At 71.7% G+C, this 17,873-nt stretch carries 16 protein-coding genes; 8 read left to right on the top strand and 8 right to left on the bottom strand.

Features of this window, described 5'->3' with window-relative positions; all coding sequences use genetic code 11:
• Positions 1-235: 235 nt before the first annotated feature.
• From ACIRJT_RS38305 to ACIRJT_RS38295, 3 genes are all read left to right on the top strand, one after another.
• On the top strand, positions 236-961 hold the full coding sequence (locus ACIRJT_RS38305) for an SDR family NAD(P)-dependent oxidoreductase (protein WP_403919125.1): 726 nt from the start codon (positions 236-238) through the stop codon (positions 959-961).
• Between the two features lie 230 nt (positions 962-1,191).
• Positions 1,192-2,274 carry an S-adenosylmethionine:tRNA ribosyltransferase-isomerase gene (locus ACIRJT_RS38300; RefSeq protein WP_403919122.1) on the top strand — a complete coding sequence of 361 codons (1,083 nt, stop codon included), beginning with the start codon at positions 1,192-1,194 and terminating at the stop codon, positions 2,272-2,274.
• Positions 2,275-2,547: 273 nt separating this feature from the next.
• A complete protein-coding gene (locus tag ACIRJT_RS38295) occupies positions 2,548-3,345 on the top strand; it encodes a transglycosylase SLT domain-containing protein (RefSeq protein WP_403919119.1) in 798 nt (265 codons plus the stop codon).
• A 77-nt stretch (positions 3,346-3,422) separates the two neighbouring features.
• On the opposite strand, the gene ACIRJT_RS38290 is transcribed toward ACIRJT_RS38295, so the two are convergent.
• Complete coding sequence (locus tag ACIRJT_RS38290; RefSeq protein WP_403919116.1) at positions 3,423-6,044, bottom strand: FHA domain-containing protein; 2,622 nt, start codon at positions 6,042-6,044, stop codon at positions 3,423-3,425.
• Positions 6,045-6,442: 398 nt separating this feature from the next.
• On the opposite strand from ACIRJT_RS38290, the gene serB reads away from it, so the two are divergent.
• Positions 6,443-7,738, top strand: coding sequence for a phosphoserine phosphatase SerB (gene serB, locus ACIRJT_RS38285; RefSeq protein ID WP_403919113.1), 1,296 nt, complete (start codon positions 6,443-6,445; stop codon positions 7,736-7,738).
• A 121-nt stretch (positions 7,739-7,859) separates the two neighbouring features.
• Here serB and ACIRJT_RS38280 read toward each other — a convergent pair whose 3' ends face one another.
• The 4 genes from ACIRJT_RS38280 to ACIRJT_RS38265 form a co-directional block, all read right to left on the bottom strand.
• Positions 7,860-8,378: a SixA phosphatase family protein gene (locus ACIRJT_RS38280; RefSeq protein WP_403919110.1), complete on the bottom strand. Its 519-nt coding sequence runs from the start codon at positions 8,376-8,378 to the stop codon at positions 7,860-7,862.
• 92 nt (positions 8,379-8,470) lie between these two features.
• On the bottom strand, positions 8,471-8,680 hold the full coding sequence (locus tag ACIRJT_RS38275; RefSeq protein ID WP_050358255.1) for a hypothetical protein: 210 nt from the start codon (positions 8,678-8,680) through the stop codon (positions 8,471-8,473).
• A 169-nt stretch (positions 8,681-8,849) separates the two neighbouring features.
• Entirely contained in the window at positions 8,850-8,966 is a 117-nt protein-coding gene (locus ACIRJT_RS38270; protein WP_007446146.1) for an SGM_5486 family transporter-associated protein, read from the bottom strand.
• A 17-nt stretch (positions 8,967-8,983) separates the two neighbouring features.
• Positions 8,984-10,291, bottom strand: a complete 1,308-nt coding sequence (locus tag ACIRJT_RS38265) for a CynX/NimT family MFS transporter (protein WP_403919106.1) — start codon at positions 10,289-10,291, stop codon at positions 8,984-8,986.
• A gap of 107 nt (positions 10,292-10,398) precedes the next feature.
• On the opposite strand from ACIRJT_RS38265, the gene ACIRJT_RS38260 reads away from it, so the two are divergent.
• Positions 10,399-11,073 (top strand): FadR/GntR family transcriptional regulator, encoded by a 675-nt coding sequence (locus ACIRJT_RS38260; RefSeq protein ID WP_403919103.1) that lies wholly within the window; start codon positions 10,399-10,401, stop codon positions 11,071-11,073.
• 45 nt (positions 11,074-11,118) lie between these two features.
• On the opposite strand, the gene ACIRJT_RS38255 is transcribed toward ACIRJT_RS38260, so the two are convergent.
• The 3 genes from ACIRJT_RS38255 to fabG all read right to left on the bottom strand — a co-directional run bounded on the left by ACIRJT_RS38255 (position 11,119) and on the right by fabG (position 13,170).
• The gene (locus tag ACIRJT_RS38255) at positions 11,119-11,490 is read right to left on the bottom strand and encodes a hypothetical protein (RefSeq protein ID WP_403919101.1); all 372 of its coding nucleotides are present in this window, start codon (positions 11,488-11,490) and stop codon (positions 11,119-11,121) included.
• A 187-nt stretch (positions 11,491-11,677) separates the two neighbouring features.
• On the bottom strand, positions 11,678-12,445 hold the full coding sequence (gene fabI, locus ACIRJT_RS38250) for an enoyl-ACP reductase FabI (protein WP_403919098.1): 768 nt from the start codon (positions 12,443-12,445) through the stop codon (positions 11,678-11,680).
• Between the two features lie 5 nt (positions 12,446-12,450).
• Positions 12,451-13,170: a 3-oxoacyl-[acyl-carrier-protein] reductase gene (gene fabG, locus ACIRJT_RS38245; RefSeq protein WP_274029316.1), complete on the bottom strand. Its 720-nt coding sequence runs from the start codon at positions 13,168-13,170 to the stop codon at positions 12,451-12,453.
• A 217-nt stretch (positions 13,171-13,387) separates the two neighbouring features.
• Here fabG and ACIRJT_RS38240 point away from each other — a divergent pair, with 217 nt between their 5' ends.
• From ACIRJT_RS38240 to tyrS, 3 genes are read left to right on the top strand one after another with little or no spacing between them, the layout of a single operon-like run.
• Positions 13,388-14,959, top strand: a complete 1,572-nt coding sequence (locus tag ACIRJT_RS38240; protein ID WP_403919095.1) for a TldD/PmbA family protein — start codon at positions 13,388-13,390, stop codon at positions 14,957-14,959.
• Complete coding sequence (locus ACIRJT_RS38235; RefSeq protein ID WP_403919092.1) at positions 14,956-16,350, top strand: metallopeptidase TldD-related protein; 1,395 nt, start codon at positions 14,956-14,958, stop codon at positions 16,348-16,350. The genes ACIRJT_RS38240 and ACIRJT_RS38235 overlap by 4 nt, the downstream gene beginning before the upstream one ends.
• 51 nt (positions 16,351-16,401) lie before the next feature.
• Positions 16,402-17,673, top strand: coding sequence for a tyrosine--tRNA ligase (gene tyrS, locus ACIRJT_RS38230; protein WP_403919090.1), 1,272 nt, complete (start codon positions 16,402-16,404; stop codon positions 17,671-17,673).
• The last annotated feature ends 200 nt before the right edge of the window (positions 17,674-17,873 follow it).

The raw sequence follows: 17,873 nt of genomic DNA, 5'->3' as shown, positions 1-17,873 counted from the left end.
CGTACCGGCGGGGGCCGCGCGGTCGTATCGGGCCGGGGTCGGTGGCCGGTGTGCGGGCGGCCTAGGTCCGGGCGGCGGGCCTCTCGGCCGAAGGTCGTAGGACTGCTCGGGACCTACGCCGAAGTACCGGGGGCGCCTGCGGCTCCCGGGCGAGGCGCGGTGCGGCCGGGGCTTCCTACGGTGGATTCGCCGGGGCTTCCCGGCGGACGCCGAGGGTGCGAAGGGGACGGTCACCATGCCGGTCGCGATGATCACGGGTGGTTCGAAGGGGCTGGGGCGCGCGTTGGCGGGGGCGCTGGCCGGGCAGGGGTGGGACCTGGTGCTGGACGCACGGACCGCCGGGGTGCTGGAGGACACGGCGCGGGAGCTGCGCGGGCGGTTCGGGACGCGGGTGGTGGCGGTGCCGGGGGACGTCACGGACGCGGCGCACCGGGCGGACCTGGTGGCGGCCGCCGGTGCGCTGGGCGGCCTCGACCTGCTGGTGAGCAACGCGAGCGTGCTGGGCGCGGAACCGCTGGTCCGGCTGGACGCGCTGCCGCTGGAGGGGCTGCGGCGGGCGCTGGAGACGAATGTGGTGGCGGCGCTCGGTCTCGTGCAGGAGGCGTTGCCGTCGCTGCGGGCCGCGGAGGCGGGGGCGGTGGTGGTGATCAGCTCGGACGCGGCGGCGGAGCCTTACCCGACGTGGGGCGGCTACGGGGCGTCGAAGGCGGCGCTGGACCAGCTGGCGGCCGTGCTGGGCGAGGAGGAGCCCGGACTGCGGGTGTGGGCCGTCGACCCGGGTGACATGGCGACGGACCTGTACGCCGCGGCGGTTCCGGAGGAGGCGGACGAGGTGCGGCCGACGCCGGAGAGCGTGGCGCCCGCGTTCCTGCGGCTGGTGCGGGAGCGGCCGGCCAGCGGGCGGTTCGCCGCTCCGGCCCTGCTGGAGGGGCCGGCCGGGCCGGGCGGGGGGCCGCGGTGAGCGCGCGGGAGCGGTGCCGGGGTGGGACGGACGCGCCCGGCCCGGACGGAGTGCCGACGAACGGGGCGCGTACCGGCGCGCCGGGCCCCGGCTCCGCGGGAACGGGCGAGAGCCCGACCGATGTGCCCGTGCCGCGGCCCGGTCCGCCGGCGACGGGCGAGAGCCCGACCGACGGAGCCGCGCGGCTGTGGGCCGGGGGCGGCGGGCCGGGGGGCCCGGTGGCGTGGCGGGTGCCCGCCACTCTGTCGGCCCGGGTGCCGGCCGAGCAGCGGGGTTCGGGGCGTGACGACGTACGTCTGCTCGTGTCGCGCGGGTGCGCGGTGTCGCACCACGCGTTCCGGGAGCTGCCCGGGCAGTTGCGGGCCGGGGACGTGCTGGTGGTGAACACGTCCATGACGCTGCCCGCCGCCGTGAACGGGCGGGTGGGCGGGGAGCGGGTCGTCGTGCACTTCTCGACGCGGGGTGCCGACGGGCGGTGGGCGGTGGAGCTGCGGGCCCCCGGCGGGGCGGGGGTCACGGGGCCGCGTCCGGGCGGGCCCGCGGGGGCGGTGGTGCGGCTGCCGGGCGGACGGGCCCTGGTGCTGGAGGAGCCGCTGGGGCCCGCGGCGGGGGCCCGGCTGTGGTGGGCGCGGACGCCGGAGCCGGTGCCGGAGCTGTTGCGGCGGTACGGGCGGCCGATCCGGTACGGGTACACGGAGCGGGATCAGCCGCTGTCGGCGTATCGGACGGTGTTCGCGGCGCCCTCGCCCGACGGGAGCGGTTCGGCGGAGATGCCGAGTGCCGCGCGCCCCTTCACGGCAGCGCTGGTGGCGGAGCTGGTGCGTCGGGGGGTGCTGTTCGCTCCGCTGTCCCTGCATACGGGGGTGGCTTCGGCGGAGGCGCACGAGCCGCCGTACCCGGAGCGGTTCGCGGTGCCGGCGGCGTCGGCGTGGCTGGTGAACGCGGTGCGGGCGGCGCGGGGTGGGGACCGTGCGGCGGGCGGGCGGGTGATCGCGGTGGGGACGACGGCCGTGCGGGCGCTGGAGTCGGCGGCCGGGGACGACGGGGTGGTCCGCCCGGCCGGGGGGTGGACGGAGCTGGTGGTGACGCCGCGGCGGGGTGTGCGGGTGGTGGACGGGCTGCTGACCGGGCTGCACGAGCCGGAGGCCTCGCATCTGCTGATGCTGGAGGCGGTGGCGGGGCGCGAGGCGCTGCGCCGTGGGTACGAGGCGGCGCTGCGGGAGCGGTACCTCTGGCACGAGTTCGGGGACGTCCACCTCATCCTGCCGGATGAGGAACGTGACGCTCCGAATTGCGCTAGCAACGAGCGGTGAGACCGCCACGTCGCCGATGTGAGCCCAGGCATAGGGCCTACGTCACTTACGAACGCGCCTAGTGGGCACATAAGGGCGATTTGAGCAGGAACGGGGAGGGGTCAATCTGGACGAACAGGACCCTGTTCCACTACTCACCTTCGTACGTCACACCTTTGCCACACGATTTTGCTGCCGCTAAGAATTGCTCTCGTCCCCGACGGAGGTACGCATCACCGCCTCCGGTCTCGTCCTCCGTGAGGACACCCTGAGCATTCGAAGAGGTAGCCCTACATGTCTGCGACTCGCATACCCAGCCGTGTCCGTCGTCTGAACAAGGTCCAGAAGATCTCCGTGGCCGGTGTGTCGGCCCTCGGAGTCGCCGCCCTGACCTTCTCGCTCGTCCCGTCGAACGCCGAGGCCGAGATCGCCCCGCAGGCGGCGGCCGCCGCCGCGCCCGTGGCTTTCACCAGCGCCGCGGGCTCCGCCCAGGCCAAGACCGTGCAGAACAGCATGCTGGAGCAGCACTCCACCGCCGAGCAGCTGGTGAAGGCCGCCGACGCCGCCAAGGCGAAGGCCGCCGCCGAGACCAAGGCCGCCGCCGCGAAGGCGAAGGCCGCGTCCGAGGCGAAGGCCAAGGCCGCCGCGGACGCCAAGGCGAAGGCGAAGGCCGCCGCCGACGCGAAGGACAAGGCCGCCAAGGCCAAGGCGGACGCGAAGAAGCGCGGCACGGAGGCCGCGAACCGCTCCACCCCGCGCAAGCCCGTCTACGCGAACAACCTGGACGGCTGGATCCGCGAGGCCATGGCGATCATGAAGAAGGAAGGCATCCCCGGCTCCTACGAGGGGATCCACCGCAACATCATCCGGGAGTCCAGCGGCAACCGCTGGGCCATCAACAACTGGGACATCAACGCCCAGAACGGCATCCCGTCCAAGGGCCTGCTCCAGGTGATCCAGCCGACCTTCGACCGCTACCACGTGGCGGGCACCAAGAAGGACCTGTACGACCCGGTCGCCAACATCGTCGCCGCCTGCAACTACGCGGCCGACCGCTACGGCACCATGGACAACGTCGACAGCGCGTACTGAGCCCAGCCGTACACACGCCGGAGGCCGGCACCCCTTGGGGGTGCCGGCCTCCGGCGTCGTTCCGTCCTGGCGGGACCCTACTTGCGCATGACCTCGGGCTCGTGGCGGCGCAGCAGGCGCGCGACCACGATGCCGCAGATCACGCCGAGCGCGAGCAGCACGGCGATGTTGATGCCCCACTGGCTCGCGGTGTGCTCCCACAGCGGGTCGAGGTCGGTGGGGTTCTTCGGGTCCCACGGCGGCATCAGGTGCGCCAGGTCCAGCGTGGTGCCGGCCGCGGCCATCGCCCAGCGGGACGGCATCAGCCAGGCGAACTGCTCCAGGCCGGGCGACCCGTACACCTGGAAGAGCACGCCGGTGAAGACGACCTGGATGATCGCGAACATGACCAGCAGCGGCATGGTCTTCTCGGAGGTCTTCACCAGCGAGGAGATGACCAGGCCGAACATCATCGAGGTGAAGCCCAGCGCGATGATCGAGAGGCAGATCTCGACGGCCGGCGGCATGATCAGGCCCTCCGCGGGAAGATCGCGGGTGGCGAAGCCGATGCCGCAGATGATCACGCCCTGGAAGGCGGTGATCACGCCGAGGACGATCACCTTGGACATCAGGTACGCGGAGCGGGACAGGCCGGTGGCCCGCTCCCGTTCGTAGATGACCCGTTCCTTGATCAGCTCTCGTACGGAGTTGGCGGCACCGGAGAAGCACATGCCGACCGCGAGGATCAGCATGATCGTTCCGGCCTTGCCGTTGAACCGGGACGGCGGGTCGGGCTCGGCGAGACCGAACTCCGCCGGGATGACCACGCTGACCACGCCCAGCACGGCGGGCAGGATCAGCATGAGGCCCATGAAGCCCTTGTCCGACGCGATGACGGAGGAGTATCTCCGGATCAGCGTCCACAGCTGAGCCATCCAGCCCTGCGGCTTCGGCGGGCGCATCTGCTGCGGGGGCGGCATGCTGACCGGCTGGGCCGCGACCGCGTCGATGTCGGCGGCGTACATCTGGTAGTGCTGCGAACCGCGCCAGCGGCCCGCCCAGTCGTAGTCGCGGTAGTTCTCGAAGGCGGAGAAGACGTCGGCCCAGCTGGTGTAGCCGAAGAAGTTCAGTGCTTCCTCCGGCGGACCGAAGTAGGCGACGGAACCGCCGGGGGCCATCACGAGGAGCTTGTCGCAGATCGCCAGCTCGGCGACCGAGTGCGTGACCACGAGCACCGTGCGACCGTCGTCCGCGAGGCCGCGCAGCAGCTGCATGACATCGCGGTCCATGCCCGGGTCGAGGCCGGAGGTCGGCTCGTCCAGGAAGATCAACGAGGGCTTGGTGAGCAGCTCCAGGGCGACCGAGACGCGCTTGCGCTGGCCGCCGGAGAGCGAGGTGATCTTCTTGTCCTTGTGGATGTCGAGCTTGAGCTCGGCGAGGACCTCGGTGATCCGGGACTGGCGCTCGGCCTCGGTGGTGTCCGCGGGGAAGCGGAGCTTGGCCGCGTACTTGAGGGCCTTGGTGACGGTCAGTTCCTTGTGCAGGATGTCGTCCTGCGGGACCAGACCGATGCGCTGGCGCAGCTCGGCGAACTGCTTGTACAGGTTTCGGTTGTCGTAGAGGACGTCGCCCTGGTTGGCGGGCCGGTAGCCGGTGAGCGCCTTGAGCAGGGTGGACTTCCCGGATCCGGACGGGCCGATGACCGCGATCAGCGACTTCTCGGGGACGCCGAAGGAGACGTCCTTGAGGATCTGCTTCCCGCCGTCGACCGTCACCGTGAGGTGGCGGGCGGAGAAGGAGACCTCACCGGTGTCGACGAACTCTTCCAGCCGGTCCCCGACCAGCCGGAAGGTCGAGTGGCCGACACCGACGATGTCATTGGCTCCGATGAGCGCGGAGCCGGACTTGTGGAGCGGCAGACCGTTGACGTACGTGCCGTTGTGCGAGCCGAGGTCGCGGATCTCGAAGCGGCCGTCGGGCGTCGCGTGGAACTCGGCGTGATGGCGGGAGACCTGGAGGTCGGAGACGACCAGCTCGTTCTCCAGCGCACGACCGATGCGCATGACCCGGCCGAGGGCCAGCTGGTGGAACGTGGTCGGGCTGCGGTCGCCGTAGACCGGCGGCGCCCCCGCGGCACCGCCCTGTCCCGGTCCGGCCGGATGCCCGGGGCTCTGCTGGTGCGGCACCTTCTGGTGCGAGGGCGGCTGCTGCGGGACCTGCGGCTGCGGTGCCTGCTGCTGCCAGGCCTGCTGCGGGGCAGGAGCTTGGTGCGGGGCAGAGGCCTGGTGCTGGGCAGGGGCCTGGTGCGCGGGCGCCTGCTGTCCGTGCCAGCCCGCGCCGCCACCCTGCTGTTGCTGGTGGGGCTGCCGCACGGGTGCCTGCTGAGCAGCGGCCGCGTGCCCGGCGGCGGTGCCGGCGGCGGTGCTGAGGCTCACCCGGGGCCCGTCGGTGGCGTTGCCCAGACGCAGCACCGAGCCGGGGCCGATTTCCACCTGTTGGATCCGCTGACCCTGCACATAGGTGCCGTTGGTGCTGCCGTGGTCCTCGATGAACCAACTACGGCCGCTCCAGCTGATCGTGGCATGCCGCCACGACACCCTGGCATCGTCGATCGTCAGGTCGCCCTGCGGATCACGTCCAAGGGTGTACGACCTGGACGGATCGAGCGTCCAGGTGTTGCCATTCAATTCCAGTACGAGTTCCGGCACTCCGCGCCCCACTAGTTGTCCCCCGTGTTACCCCCGTCGCAGGGAGTCTAGGGATGCTGAACATCGTGGGGAACTATTCCAGGACCAGTCCCCGATCCGAAAGCCGGGCGGGTGAAGAGCGCGCGGAGACCTGTGCGAACGCCCCGGTACCGGGGGGCGAAACAGGCAGGTAACGAACGAAGTCCGGATGAAGGTCCGGTTAGCGCACAGAGAACGCACATCGACGGGATAACGGCAGATACGAGACACCTGGCGCGCCCGAGCGCAAGACCCGTACCGGCCAGATCCACGACGCCCCGCGTCCTCCGGGCCGAGACCGCCGAGAGCCGCGGACGGTACCGGGGCGATTCCGTCCGGCACTCGGGACGGGCGGCCGGAGGAGGCGACGGGACCGATACGGTGGGAGCACCATGAGCGCATCTCAGCCACCTCAGCCCCTCTCGCCCTCTGAGCCCCCTGAGCCCCCTGAGCCCCGTCGGGCCGACGGCACCGGCGGCGGGCCTCCTCCGGGCAGCGACGCACCCACGCTTCTCGTCAAGATCTTCGGCAAGGACCGTCCCGGCATCACCGCCGGCCTCTTCGACACCCTCGCCGCGTACGCGGTCGACGTCGTGGACATCGAGCAGGTCGTCACGCGGGGCCGCATCGTGCTGTGCGCTCTGGTCACCTCGCCCACCGCGGGCGGGACCACCGAGGGCGATCTGCGGGCGACCGTGCACAGCTGGGCCGACTCGCTGACGCTGCAGGCCGAGATCATCTCCGGCATCGGCGACAACCGCCCGCGCGGTGACGGCCGTTCCCATGTGACGGTGCTGGGCCACCCCCTGACCGCGGAGTCGACCGCCGCCATAGCGGCCACCATCACCTCGACCGGCGGGAACATCGACCGTATCTTCCGGCTGGCGAAGTACCCGGTCACCGCCGTCGAGTTCGCGGTGTCGGGGACCGGGACCGAACAGCTGCGGACCGCGCTGGCGACCGAGGCGGCGGAGATCGGCGTGGACGTCGCGGTGGTCTCGGCCGGGCTGAGTCGCCGGGCCCAGCGGCTGGTGGTCATGGACGTCGACTCCACGCTGATCCAGGACGAGGTGATCGAGCTCTTCGCGGCCCACGCGGGCTGCGAGGAACAGGTCGCCCGGGTGACCGAGCAGGCGATGCGCGGCGAGCTGGACTTCGAGCAGTCGCTGCACGCCCGGGTCGCGCTGCTGGCCGGTCTGGACGCCTCGGTGGTGGACAAGGTCCGCACCGAGGTACGGCTCACCCCCGGCGCCCGCACCCTGATCCGTACGCTCAAGCGGCTCGGCTATCAGGTCGGCGTCGTCTCCGGCGGCTTCACCCAGGTCACCGACGACCTGAAGGAACGGCTCGGCCTCGACTTCGCCTCCGCCAACACCCTGGAGGTGGTGGACGGCAGGTTCACCGGCCGGGTCGTCGGCGAAGTGGTGGACCGGGCGGGCAAGGCCCGGCTGCTGCGGAGCTTCGCCGAGCAGGCGGGGGTGCCGCTGGCCCAGACGGTGGCGATCGGGGACGGGGCGAACGATCTCGACATGCTGAACACCGCCGGGCTCGGCGTCGCGTTCAACGCGAAGCCGATGGTCCGCGAGGCGGCGCACACCGCGGTGAACGTGCCGTTCCTGGACACCGTGCTCTATCTGCTCGGCATCACCCGTGAAGAGGTCGAGGCGGCGGACGGTCTCGTCGACTGACGGCCCCCGGGCCGCCGGTCCCGGCACCGCACACCGTCCCACGTGGTCGTGCGCGGCCGTACGAGGAAGGGCCCCGGCACGGGATCTGCGCCGGGGCCCTGACCGTTCACGCGTACGGCGCTCAGTCGTTCGGCGTCCAATACTCGGTGAGCTTGCCGGCTCCGTGTTCCACGCTCTTGAAGGAGCCGGGGAACTCGACCACGGCGTAGGCGGCCGTGGGGAAGCCGTCCCGGGTCATCCGGGCCAGGGTGTCGCCCTCGGCCGATCCCGAGAGGGCGTCGGCGGCCCCGTGCATCCCGGGGTTGTGGCCGATGACCAGGAGGTTGCGCACCTCGTCCGGGGTCTCGTTGAACAGGGCGATCAGTTCACCGAGGGAGGCCTCGTACAGCCTCTCCTCGTAGACGGTCCGGGGGCGCTGGGAGAATTCATGGACCGCCAGCTTCCAGGTCTCCCGCGTCCTGGCGGCGCTGGAGCAGAGGGCCAGGTCGAAATCGATGCCGGAATCGGCGAGCCTGCGGCCGGCCACGGGCGCGTCCTTGCGGCCGCGCTCGGCCAGCGGGCGCTCATGATCGGAAGCCTGTGACCATTCCGCCTTGGCATGCCGGAGAAGGACGATCCTGCGAGGTGTCTCGACGCTCATACACCTCAGCTTCGCATGAAACGCGGCCCCCGGCGCAGGGTGTTGACGTGCTCGTCCGAGGAGTTGGCGCGCTGGTCCGGGGCTGCTTCGCCTCACCGGGACAGCAGCTGGAGGGTTCGCTCGATCAGCTGTCCGAGTGCGGGGTCGCCGGTGGTGGCGGCCTGGGCCTGTCCGGGGCTGAGAATCATCAGCAGCAGGGCGGCGAAGGCGACGGCGGGCAGGGCGACGGCCCACCAGGGCAGCCGGATCTCGACACCGTCCGCGGCCGGTCGGTGGGACCTGGTGTGCGTCGGTGTCGGCATGTCCGCCTCCGTCAAGTCATCGGGTCGTCACCGAACAACCTACGGACCGGAGGCGGCGGGCCCCATCCGGTGACCCACCCACTTCACCCTGACCCTGGCCCCCTAGGGGAAGGGGGTGCTAGCCCCACCCCTCGGGGTCTTCAGGGTCCCGCGGGCGGGTCCTCGGGCGTCAGGGCGAGGCGATCGTGGCGATCACACCGATGACGACGGTGATGAGGAGCATCGCCCCGAACACGAGGAGAAGCTTCTTCTGGCCGTTCTGGGGATTCGGATCGAGCACTGGCATGAGGCCAGTGTCGCATCTCAGCATTCGTCCTCGATCGTCCGGTCCCGGCCCGCGAGGATCCCGGCCGCCATCTGGGGAATCATGAGGCCGGCCATCAGCGCGATCGGCAGCCCCCAGCCACCGCTGTGCTGGTAGAGCACGCCGACGAGCAGCGGACCGGGGATCGAGAGCAGGTAGCCGGTCGACTGGGCGAAGGCGGAGAGCCGGACCACGCCCGCCCCGGACCGGGCCCGCATGCCGATCATCGTGAGGGCGAGGGGGAAGGCGCAGTTGGCCACCCCGAGGAGCAGGGCCCAGGCCCAGGCTCCGGCGGCGGGGGCGAGGTAGAGCCCGCCGTAGCCGATCAGGCCGCACAGGCCGAGGACGACGACGATGGGGCCCTGCTGCTTGAGCCGGGAGGCGACCCGGGGGATGACGAAGGCGAGCGGGACGCCCATCGCCATGGTGACCGCGAGCAGGAGTCCGGCCGTGCCGGCGGAGACCCCGGCGTCGCGGAAGATCTGCGGCATCCAGCCCATGGTGATGTAGGCGGCGGTCGCCTGGAGCCCGAAGAAGCAGGCGAGGCCCCACGCGGTGCGGCTGCGGGTGATCCGGAGGGCCGGCGCCTCGGTGCGCGCGGCGGCCGGACCCGAAGCGGCGGCCGACTGGCCGGGGGCCGGGGTCCGGTCGCGTACGAGGACGATCCAGGGCAGCACCGCGACGGCGGCGAGCACGGCCCAGACGGCCAGACCCGTCCGCCAGTTTCCGCCCAGCGCCCCGGTGACGGGGACGGTGACGGCGGCGGCCAGGGCGGTGCCGAGGGCCAGGGCCATGGAGTAGAGGCCGGTCATGGTGCCGACGCGGTCCGGGAACCAGCGCTTGACGATCACCGGCATCAGGATGTTGCTGACGGCGATGCCCATCAGGGCCAGGGCGCTGGCGGCCAGGAACCCGGCGGTGGAGCCGATGTACGGGCGGATGACCAGGCCCGCGGCGATGGCGGCCATGCCCGCGCAGACCACGGCGCCCGCCCCGAAGCGGCGGGCCAGGCGCGGTGCCATGACTCCGAAGACCGCGAAGCAGAGCGGCGGTACGGAGGTGAGGACCCCGGCCACGCTCCCGCTCATGTGCAGCCCGTCGCGGACCTCTTCGAGGAGGGCGCCGAGGCTGGTGATGGCGGGGCGGAGGTTCAGTGCGGCGAGGACGAGTCCCACGGCGATGAGGCGCAGCAGCCAGGGTGCGGGGGCCTCGCCCGCGCCGGGGAGCCGCTGGGCGTGGAGTTCGTGGGAGGTGCGCGCGGCGGGGCCGCGGTTCAGGGTCGGGGTCTGTGTCTCGTCGTCCGGCATGGAGCCATCATAGAATCATGGGATGATTGATTGTCCAATCACGTGACGCTCCCGGATTCCCTGAGAGAATCCGGGTCGGATCCGACAGCTCACGAGCAAGGAGCACCATGGCGTTGACGTCTCCGCGGCGTTCGGCACTCGCCGACCAGGTGATCGCCCAGCTGAGGAATCAGATCACCTCGGGCGAGTGGCCGGTCGGCTCGCGGATTCCGACCGAACCCGAGCTGGTCGAGCAGCTGGGCGTGGCCCGGAACACCGTCCGCGAGGCCGTGCGTGCCCTCGCGCACAACGGGCTGCTGGACATCCGGCAGGGCTCCGGCACGTATGTGATCGCCACGAGCGAGCTGGCCGGGGTGATGCACCGCAGGTTCGCCGCGGCCGATCCGCGTCATATCGCGGAGCTGCGCTCGACGCTGGAGTCGTCGGCGGCCCGGCTGGCGGCGTCCCGGCGCACCGAGCGGGATCTGCGACAGCTGGACACGTTGATGGTCCGCCGCGAGGAGGCCTGGGCGTCGGGGAACGCGGAGGCGTTCGTGGCCGCGGACGCGACGCTGCATCTGGCGGTGGTCGCGGCCTCGCACAACGACGTCCTGACCGAGCTCTACGCCGACCTCGGGGATCTGCTGCGCGACTACCTGCGGGGCGATGTGGGGCCCGAGCTGCGGCCGGAGAACCACATGGACCACGGCCGACTGGTCGAGGCGATCCGGTCCGGGGACGCGGAGACGGCGGCGGCCGAGGCGGCGAGCCACGCGCTGACCTGCCTGACGGACCGGGTGTAGCGGCGCGGCGGACCGCGTACGGCGAAGGCGGAGGCAGCGCTCCGATCAGACGGGGCCGGGACGGTGGCTGACCCAGGCCGTGGCGATCTCCTTCCAGCAGCGGTCCTCCAGGCGTACGGTGCGGCCGGGCTCCACCGCGACCGCGGCGCCGTCCGCGTCGACGTCCCACCAGCGGTCGCATTCGGTGTGCAGCCGGACCAGGTCGGTGGAGGGGTAGGGGTTGTGGCAGTAGGCGACGACCCGGGAGCCCTCGACGGACGTACGGCACTCCGAGCCGGCCGGTTCGGGTTTCGGGGGCTCCGCCCGCGTACCGGAGTCGGCTCCTCTGGCGGCGTGGACTCCCAGGGGTACGGCGAGTGCGGCGATGACCACCGGGGCGGCCAGTAGGAGACGGGTCCGGCGGCGCGTGGGACGCACGGCGATCTCCCTCCCGCAGCCTGACAAGAAGTCCGGTTCCTCCTCATTCTGCGGTGGATCGGCCGACATTTCGACCGGAGCGGCAGCGGGAGGCCACGGGGTGCGAGACGGCCCCCGGCCGCGTACCGCCTCCGGAGGACCGGGAGGAGGTACGCGGCCGGGGGCCGTCGGCGGGGTGGTTCGCGGGTCAGGCGCCCATCATGTGCACGCCGCTGTCGACGTGGATGATCTCGCCCGTGGTGCGCGGGAAGAAGTCGGAGAGCAGGGCGACGATGCCGCGGCCGGCCGGCTCCGGGTCGTTCATGTCCCAGGCCAGCGGGGCGCGGGTGTTCCAGACGTCGGCCAGTTCCTCGAAGCCCGGGATGGACTTGGCGGCCATGGAGCGGAGCGGTCCGGCCGAGATCAGGTTGCAGCGCAGCCCGTCCTTGCCCAGGTCACGGGCGAGGTAGCGGGAGGTGGCCTCCAGCGCGGCCTTGGCCGGGCCCATCCAGTCGTACTGCGGCCAGGCGTACTGGGCGTCGAAGGTGAGGCCGACGATCGAGCCGCCCTCGCTCATCAGCGGCTTGCAGGCCATGGCCAGCGACTTCAGGGAGAACGCCGAGACGTGCATCGCGGTGGCGACGGACTCGAACGGCGTGCTGAGGAAGTTGCCGCCGAGCGCGTCCTGCGGCGCGAAGCCGATGGAGTGGACGACGCCGTCCAGGGAGCCGAGCTCCTCGCGCACCAGGCCGGCGAGCCGGTCCAGGTGCTCCTGGTTGGTCACGTCCAGCTCGATGACCTTGGCCGGCTTCGGCAGCTTCCTGGCGATGCGCTCGGTCAGGGTGGGGCGGGGGAAGGCCGTCAGGATGACCTCGGCCCCCTGCTCCTGGGCCACCTTCGCGGCGTGGAACGCGATGGACGACTCCATCAGCACCCCGGTGATCAGGATGCGCTTGCCGTCGAGAATTCCGCTCATGGTGATCAGTGACCCATGCCCAATCCGCCGTCAACGGGAATGACGGCTCCAGTGATGTACGACGCGTCGTCGGAGGCGAGGAAGCGCACCGCGGCGGCGATCTCCTCGGGCCGCGCGTAGCGGCCGAGCGGCACCTGGGACACGATGCCCTTGCGCTGCTCCTCGGTGAGCACCTGGGTCATGTCGGTGTCGACAAAACCGGGGGCGACGACGTTGAACGTGATGTTCCGCGAACCGAGTTCACGGGCCAGCGACCGGGCGAAGCCGACGAGCCCGGCCTTGGAGGCGGCGTAGTTGGCCTGGCCGGCCGAGCCGAGGAGGCCGACGACGGAGGAGATCAGGACGACCCGGCCCTTCTTGGCGCGCAGCATGCCGCGATTGGCGCGCTTGACGACCCGGAAGGTCCCGGTGAGGTTGGTGTCGAGGACGGAGGTGAAGTCCTCCTCCGACATCCGCATCAGCAACTGGTCCTTGGTGATGCCGGCGTTGGCGACCAGCACCTCCACGGGACCGTGCTTCTCCTCGATCTCCTTGTAGGCCTGCTCCACCTGCTCGACGTCCGTGATGTCGCAGCGCACCGCGAGGACACCGGCTTCGGTGAGCACCTGGGGCGGCTCTCCGGAGCGGTAGGTGATCGCGACCTGGTCGCCGTTGTCGGCGAAGGCGCGGGCGATGGCGAGGCCGATGCCCCGGTTTCCTCCGGTGACGAGAACCGAGCGGCTCAACGGATCACCCTTTCCTTGGCGGTGTGGTACATCGAAAAACCTATCGGTACCGTGCGCCGATCGAGGAATCGGGCCCTGACAGTGGCTCGTCCGGGGCGCTGTCGGGTTCCTACAGTCCGCGCGGTTACGTGGTCGGCCCACGCGTCCTCGATATCCCCCGGTGTGGTCACCCTCCGGCATGGTTCACTGCCGTGGTGTATCGAGAAGGGAACTCCCTGTGCCCCACGAGGTAGATCAGTCATTCCTGGCCCTGCCGTCGCGCGCGCTGGCCGACGCGGCGCTCGCCAGAGCGCGGGCGCTGGGCGCGACCCACGCCGACTTCCGGCTGGAGCGGGTGCGCAGCGCCTCCTGGCGGCTGCGGGACGCCCGGCCGGCCGGCGCGTCGGACAGCACGGACCTCGGGTACGCGGTGCGGGTGGTGCACGGCGGTGCGTGGGGGTTCGCCTCGGGCGTCGACCTGACGATGGACGCCGCCGCGAAGGTGGCCTCGCAGGCCGTCGCGATGGCGAAGCTGTCGGCGAAGGTGATCGCGGCCGCCGGTTCCGGTGAAAGTGCGCGCAGCGCTTCCGCCGAGGGGCGGTGGCGGGAGACGGGCGGGAGGGTGGAGCTGGCGGACGAGCCGGTCCACGGCGAGCGGACCTGGGTCTCGGCGTACGACGTCGACCCCTTCTCCGTACCGGACGAGGAGAAGGCGGCCCTGCTCGCCGAGTGGAGCGGGCGGCTGCTGGGCGCGGAGGGAGTCGCGCATGTGGACGCGTCCCTGATGACCGTGCACGAGAACAAGTTCTACGCGGACACGGCGGGCACCGTCACCACGCAGCAACGGGTGCGGATCCACCCGCAGTTCACCGCCGTCGCGGTGGACGGCACGAGCGGTGAGTTCGACTCGATGCGGACCATCGCACCGCCGGCGGGCCGGGGCTGGGAGTATCTGACCGGGACCGGCTGGGACTGGAACGACGAGCTGGAGCGGATCCCCGGGCTGCTCGCGGAGAAGATGCGCGCGCCGAGCGTCGAGGCGGGAACGTACGACCTGGTCGTCGACCCCTCGAACCTGTGGCTGACCATTCACGAGTCGATCGGGCACGCCACCGAGCTGGACCGGGCGCTGGGGTACGAGGCGGCGTACGCCGGGACCTCGTTCGCCACCTTCGACCAGCTGGGCAAGCTGGCGTACGGCTCCCCTGTGATGAACGTGACCGGTGACCGTACGGCCGAGCACGGGCTCGCGACGATCGGGTACGACGACGAGGGCGTCGAGGCGCAGTCGTGGGACCTGGTGAAGGACGGCACGCTGGTCGGCTACCAGCTGGACCGCCGCATCGCGAAGCTGACGGGCCTCGGCCGCTCCAACGGCTGCGCGTACGCGGACTCGCCGGGCCATGTCCCCGTGCAGCGCATGGCCAATGTGTCCCTGAAGCCGGATCCGGGCGGGCTGTCGACGGAGGACCTGATCGGCGGGGTGGAGCGCGGGATCTACGTGGTCGGCGACCGGTCCTGGTCGATCGACATGCAGCGCTACAACTTCCAGTTCACCGGGCAGCGGTTCTTCCGCATCGAGAACGGACGGCTGGCCGGGCAGCTGCGCGATGTGGCGTACCAGGCGACGACCACGGACTTCTGGGGCTCGATGGAGAAGGTCGGCGGCCCCCAGACTTACGTCCTGGGCGGCGCGTTCAACTGCGGCAAGGCCCAGCCTGGCCAGGTCGCGGCGGTCTCGCACGGCTGCCCCTCCGCCCTCTTCCGGGGCGTCAACATCCTCAACACGACGCAGGAGGCCGGACGATGAGCCGCGTCAGCAAGCCGTACGAGATCGTCGAGCGTGCTCTGGAGCTGTCCACCACCGACGGTCTGGTGGTCATCGCCGACGAGCAGTCGTCCGCGAACCTTCGCTGGGCGGGCAACACGCTCACCACGAACGGGGTGACCCGGGGGCGGACCCTGACCGTCATCGCGACCGTGGACGGGGCGAAGGGGACGGCGTCCGGCGTCGTCTCCCGGTCCGCGGTGACCACAAGCGACGTGGAGCCGCTGGTGCGGGCCGCCGAGGCCGCCGCACGGGGCGCGGATCCGGCTGAGGACGCGCAGCCGCTGTTGAGCGGGACGCCCTCCTCCCCCGGCTTCACGGACGCGCCCGCCGAGACCGGCCCGGAGGTCTTCGCCGACTTCGCCCCGGCGCTCGGCGACGCCTTCGCGCGCGCCCGGGCCGGGGGCCGCGAGCTGTACGGGTTCGCGAACCATGAGCTGACCTCCACCTACCTGGGGACGTCGACGGGGCTGCGGCTGCGCCACGACCAGCCGAACGGGACGCTGGAGCTGAACGCGAAGTCGCCGGACCGTACGCGCTCCGCGTGGGCAGGCCGGGCGACCCGGGACTTCAAGGACGTCGACCCGGCGGCGATGGACGTGGAGCTGGCGCGGCGGCTGCGCTGGGCGGAGCGGCGCGTCGAGCTGCCCGCCGGACGGTACGAGACGCTGCTGCCGCCGTCCGCGGTCGCGGACCTGCTGATCTACCAGCTCTGGTCGTCGACCGCGCGGGACGCCGTGGAGGGCCGGACGGTGTTCTCCACGCCGGGCGGCGGTACGCGGCTGGGCGAGAGGCTCGCCCCGCTTCCGCTCACGCTGCGCAGCGACCCGCATGCTCCGGGTCTGGAGTCGGCGCCGTTCGTGATCGCGCACTCCTCCGGCGACAGCGGTTCCGTCTTCGACAACGGGCTGCCGCTGGCCCCGACGGACTGGGTCCGGGAAGGGAAGCTGGAGCGGCTGACGACGACCCGGCACACGGCGGGCCTGACCGGGCTGCCGGTCGCCCCGGCCATCGACAATCTGCTGCTGGAGGGCGGCGGCGAGCGGTCGCTGGAGGAGATGGTCGCCGCGACGTCCGGGCGGGCGTTGCTGCTGACCTGCCTCTGGTACATCCGCGAGGTGGACCCGGCGACGCTGCTGCTGACGGGGCTGACCCGGGACGGCGTCTATCTGGTCGAGGACGGCGAGGTGGTCGGCGAGGTGAACAACTTCCGGTTCAACGAGTCGCCGGTGGACCTGTTGTCCCGGGCCTCGGAGGCGGGGCGTACGGAGAAGACGCTGCCGCGCGAGTGGGGCGACTGGTTCACCCGGGCCGCGATGCCCGCGCTGCGCATCCCGGACTTCAACATGAGCTCGGTCAGCCCGGGGGTGTGACCCGCCTAGACTGACACCTAGATTTCCACCTTCGTAAGGAGCACCGGAACCGTGACGGACATCGTCGACGAGCTGAAGTGGCGCGGGCTGTTCGCCCAGTCCACTGACGAGGACGCATTGCGCAAGGCTCTCGCGGACGGTCCCGTCACCTTCTATTGCGGCTTCGACCCGACCGCTGCCAGCCTGCATGTGGGGCACCTGGTGCAGGTGCTCACCATGCGGCGGCTCCAGCAGGCCGGGCTGAGGCCGCTCGCCCTGGTGGGGGGTGCGACGGGTCAGATCGGTGACCCCAGGCCCACCGCCGAGCGCACGCTGAACGACCCGGAGACCATCGCGGCCTGGGTGCAGAGGCTGCGCGGGCAGATCGAGCCCTTCCTCACCTTCGAGGGCCCGAACGCGGCGACGATGGTCAACAACCTGGACTGGACCGCGGGCATGTCCGCGATCGAGTTCCTGCGGGACATCGGCAAGCACTTCCGGGTCAACAAGATGCTCACCAAGGACTCGGTCGCCCGGCGGCTGGAGTCGCAGGAGGGCATCAGCTACACGGAGTTCAGCTACCAGCTGCTCCAGGGCATGGACTTCCTGGAGCTGTACCGCCGGTACGGCTGCACCCTTCAGCAGGGCGGCAGCGACCAGTGGGGCAACCTCACCGCGGGCATCGACCTGATCCACCGGCTGGAGCCGGGCGCGGTCGTGCACGCGCTCGCGACGCCGCTGATGACGAAGGCGGACGGGACGAAGTTCGGCAAGTCCGAGAGCGGCGCCGTCTGGCTCGATCCGGAGATGACGACGCCGTACGCGTTCTACCAGTTCTGGCTGAACGTGGACGATCGGGACGTCTCACGCTACCTGCGCATCCTCAGTTTCAAGAGCCGTGAGGAGCTTGAGGAGCTGGAGAAGCTGACCGAGGAGCGGCCGCAGGCCCGCTCCGCGCAGCGCGCGCTGGCCGAGGAGCTGACCACACTGGTGCACGGCGGTGCGCAGTGCGCCGCCGTCATCGCGGCGTCGAAGGCGCTGTTCGGGCAGGGCGACCTGGCCGAGCTGGACGAGGCGACGCTGAGCGCGGCCCTGTCCGAGGTGCCGGGCGCCACCGTCGCCGAGCTGGGTCCGCTGGTGGACCTGCTGGTGGAGGTCGGTCTGGCGCCCAGCAAGTCGGGGGCGCGCCGCACGGTGAAGGAGGGCGGCGCCTACGTGAACAACGTGAAGGTCGTCGACGGCGAGGTCGCACCGTCCACCGAGGAGCTGCTGCACGGGCGCTGGCTGGTGCTGCGCCGGGGCAAGAAGAACCTGGCGGCGGTGGAGGTCGGCCCGGTCGGCTGACCTCCCACGCAGCGCAGGGCCGGGGGGGGGGGGGGGGGGGGGGGGGGGGGGGGGGGGGGGGGGGGGGGGGGGGGGGGGGGGGGGGGGGGGGGGGGGGGGGGGGGTGGGGGGGGGGGGGGGGGGGGGGGGGGGGGGGGGGGGGGGGGGGGGGGGGGGGGGGGGGGGGGGGGGGGGGGGGGGGGGGGGGGGGGGGGGGGGGG

It is taken from the genome of Streptomyces sp. NPDC102283, from assembly GCF_044766265.1.
Lineage (GTDB): Bacteria > Actinomycetota > Actinomycetes > Streptomycetales > Streptomycetaceae > Streptomyces.
The sequence above is the reverse complement of the archived record's forward strand: the minus strand, read 5'-3'. Positions and strand labels throughout refer to the sequence as shown.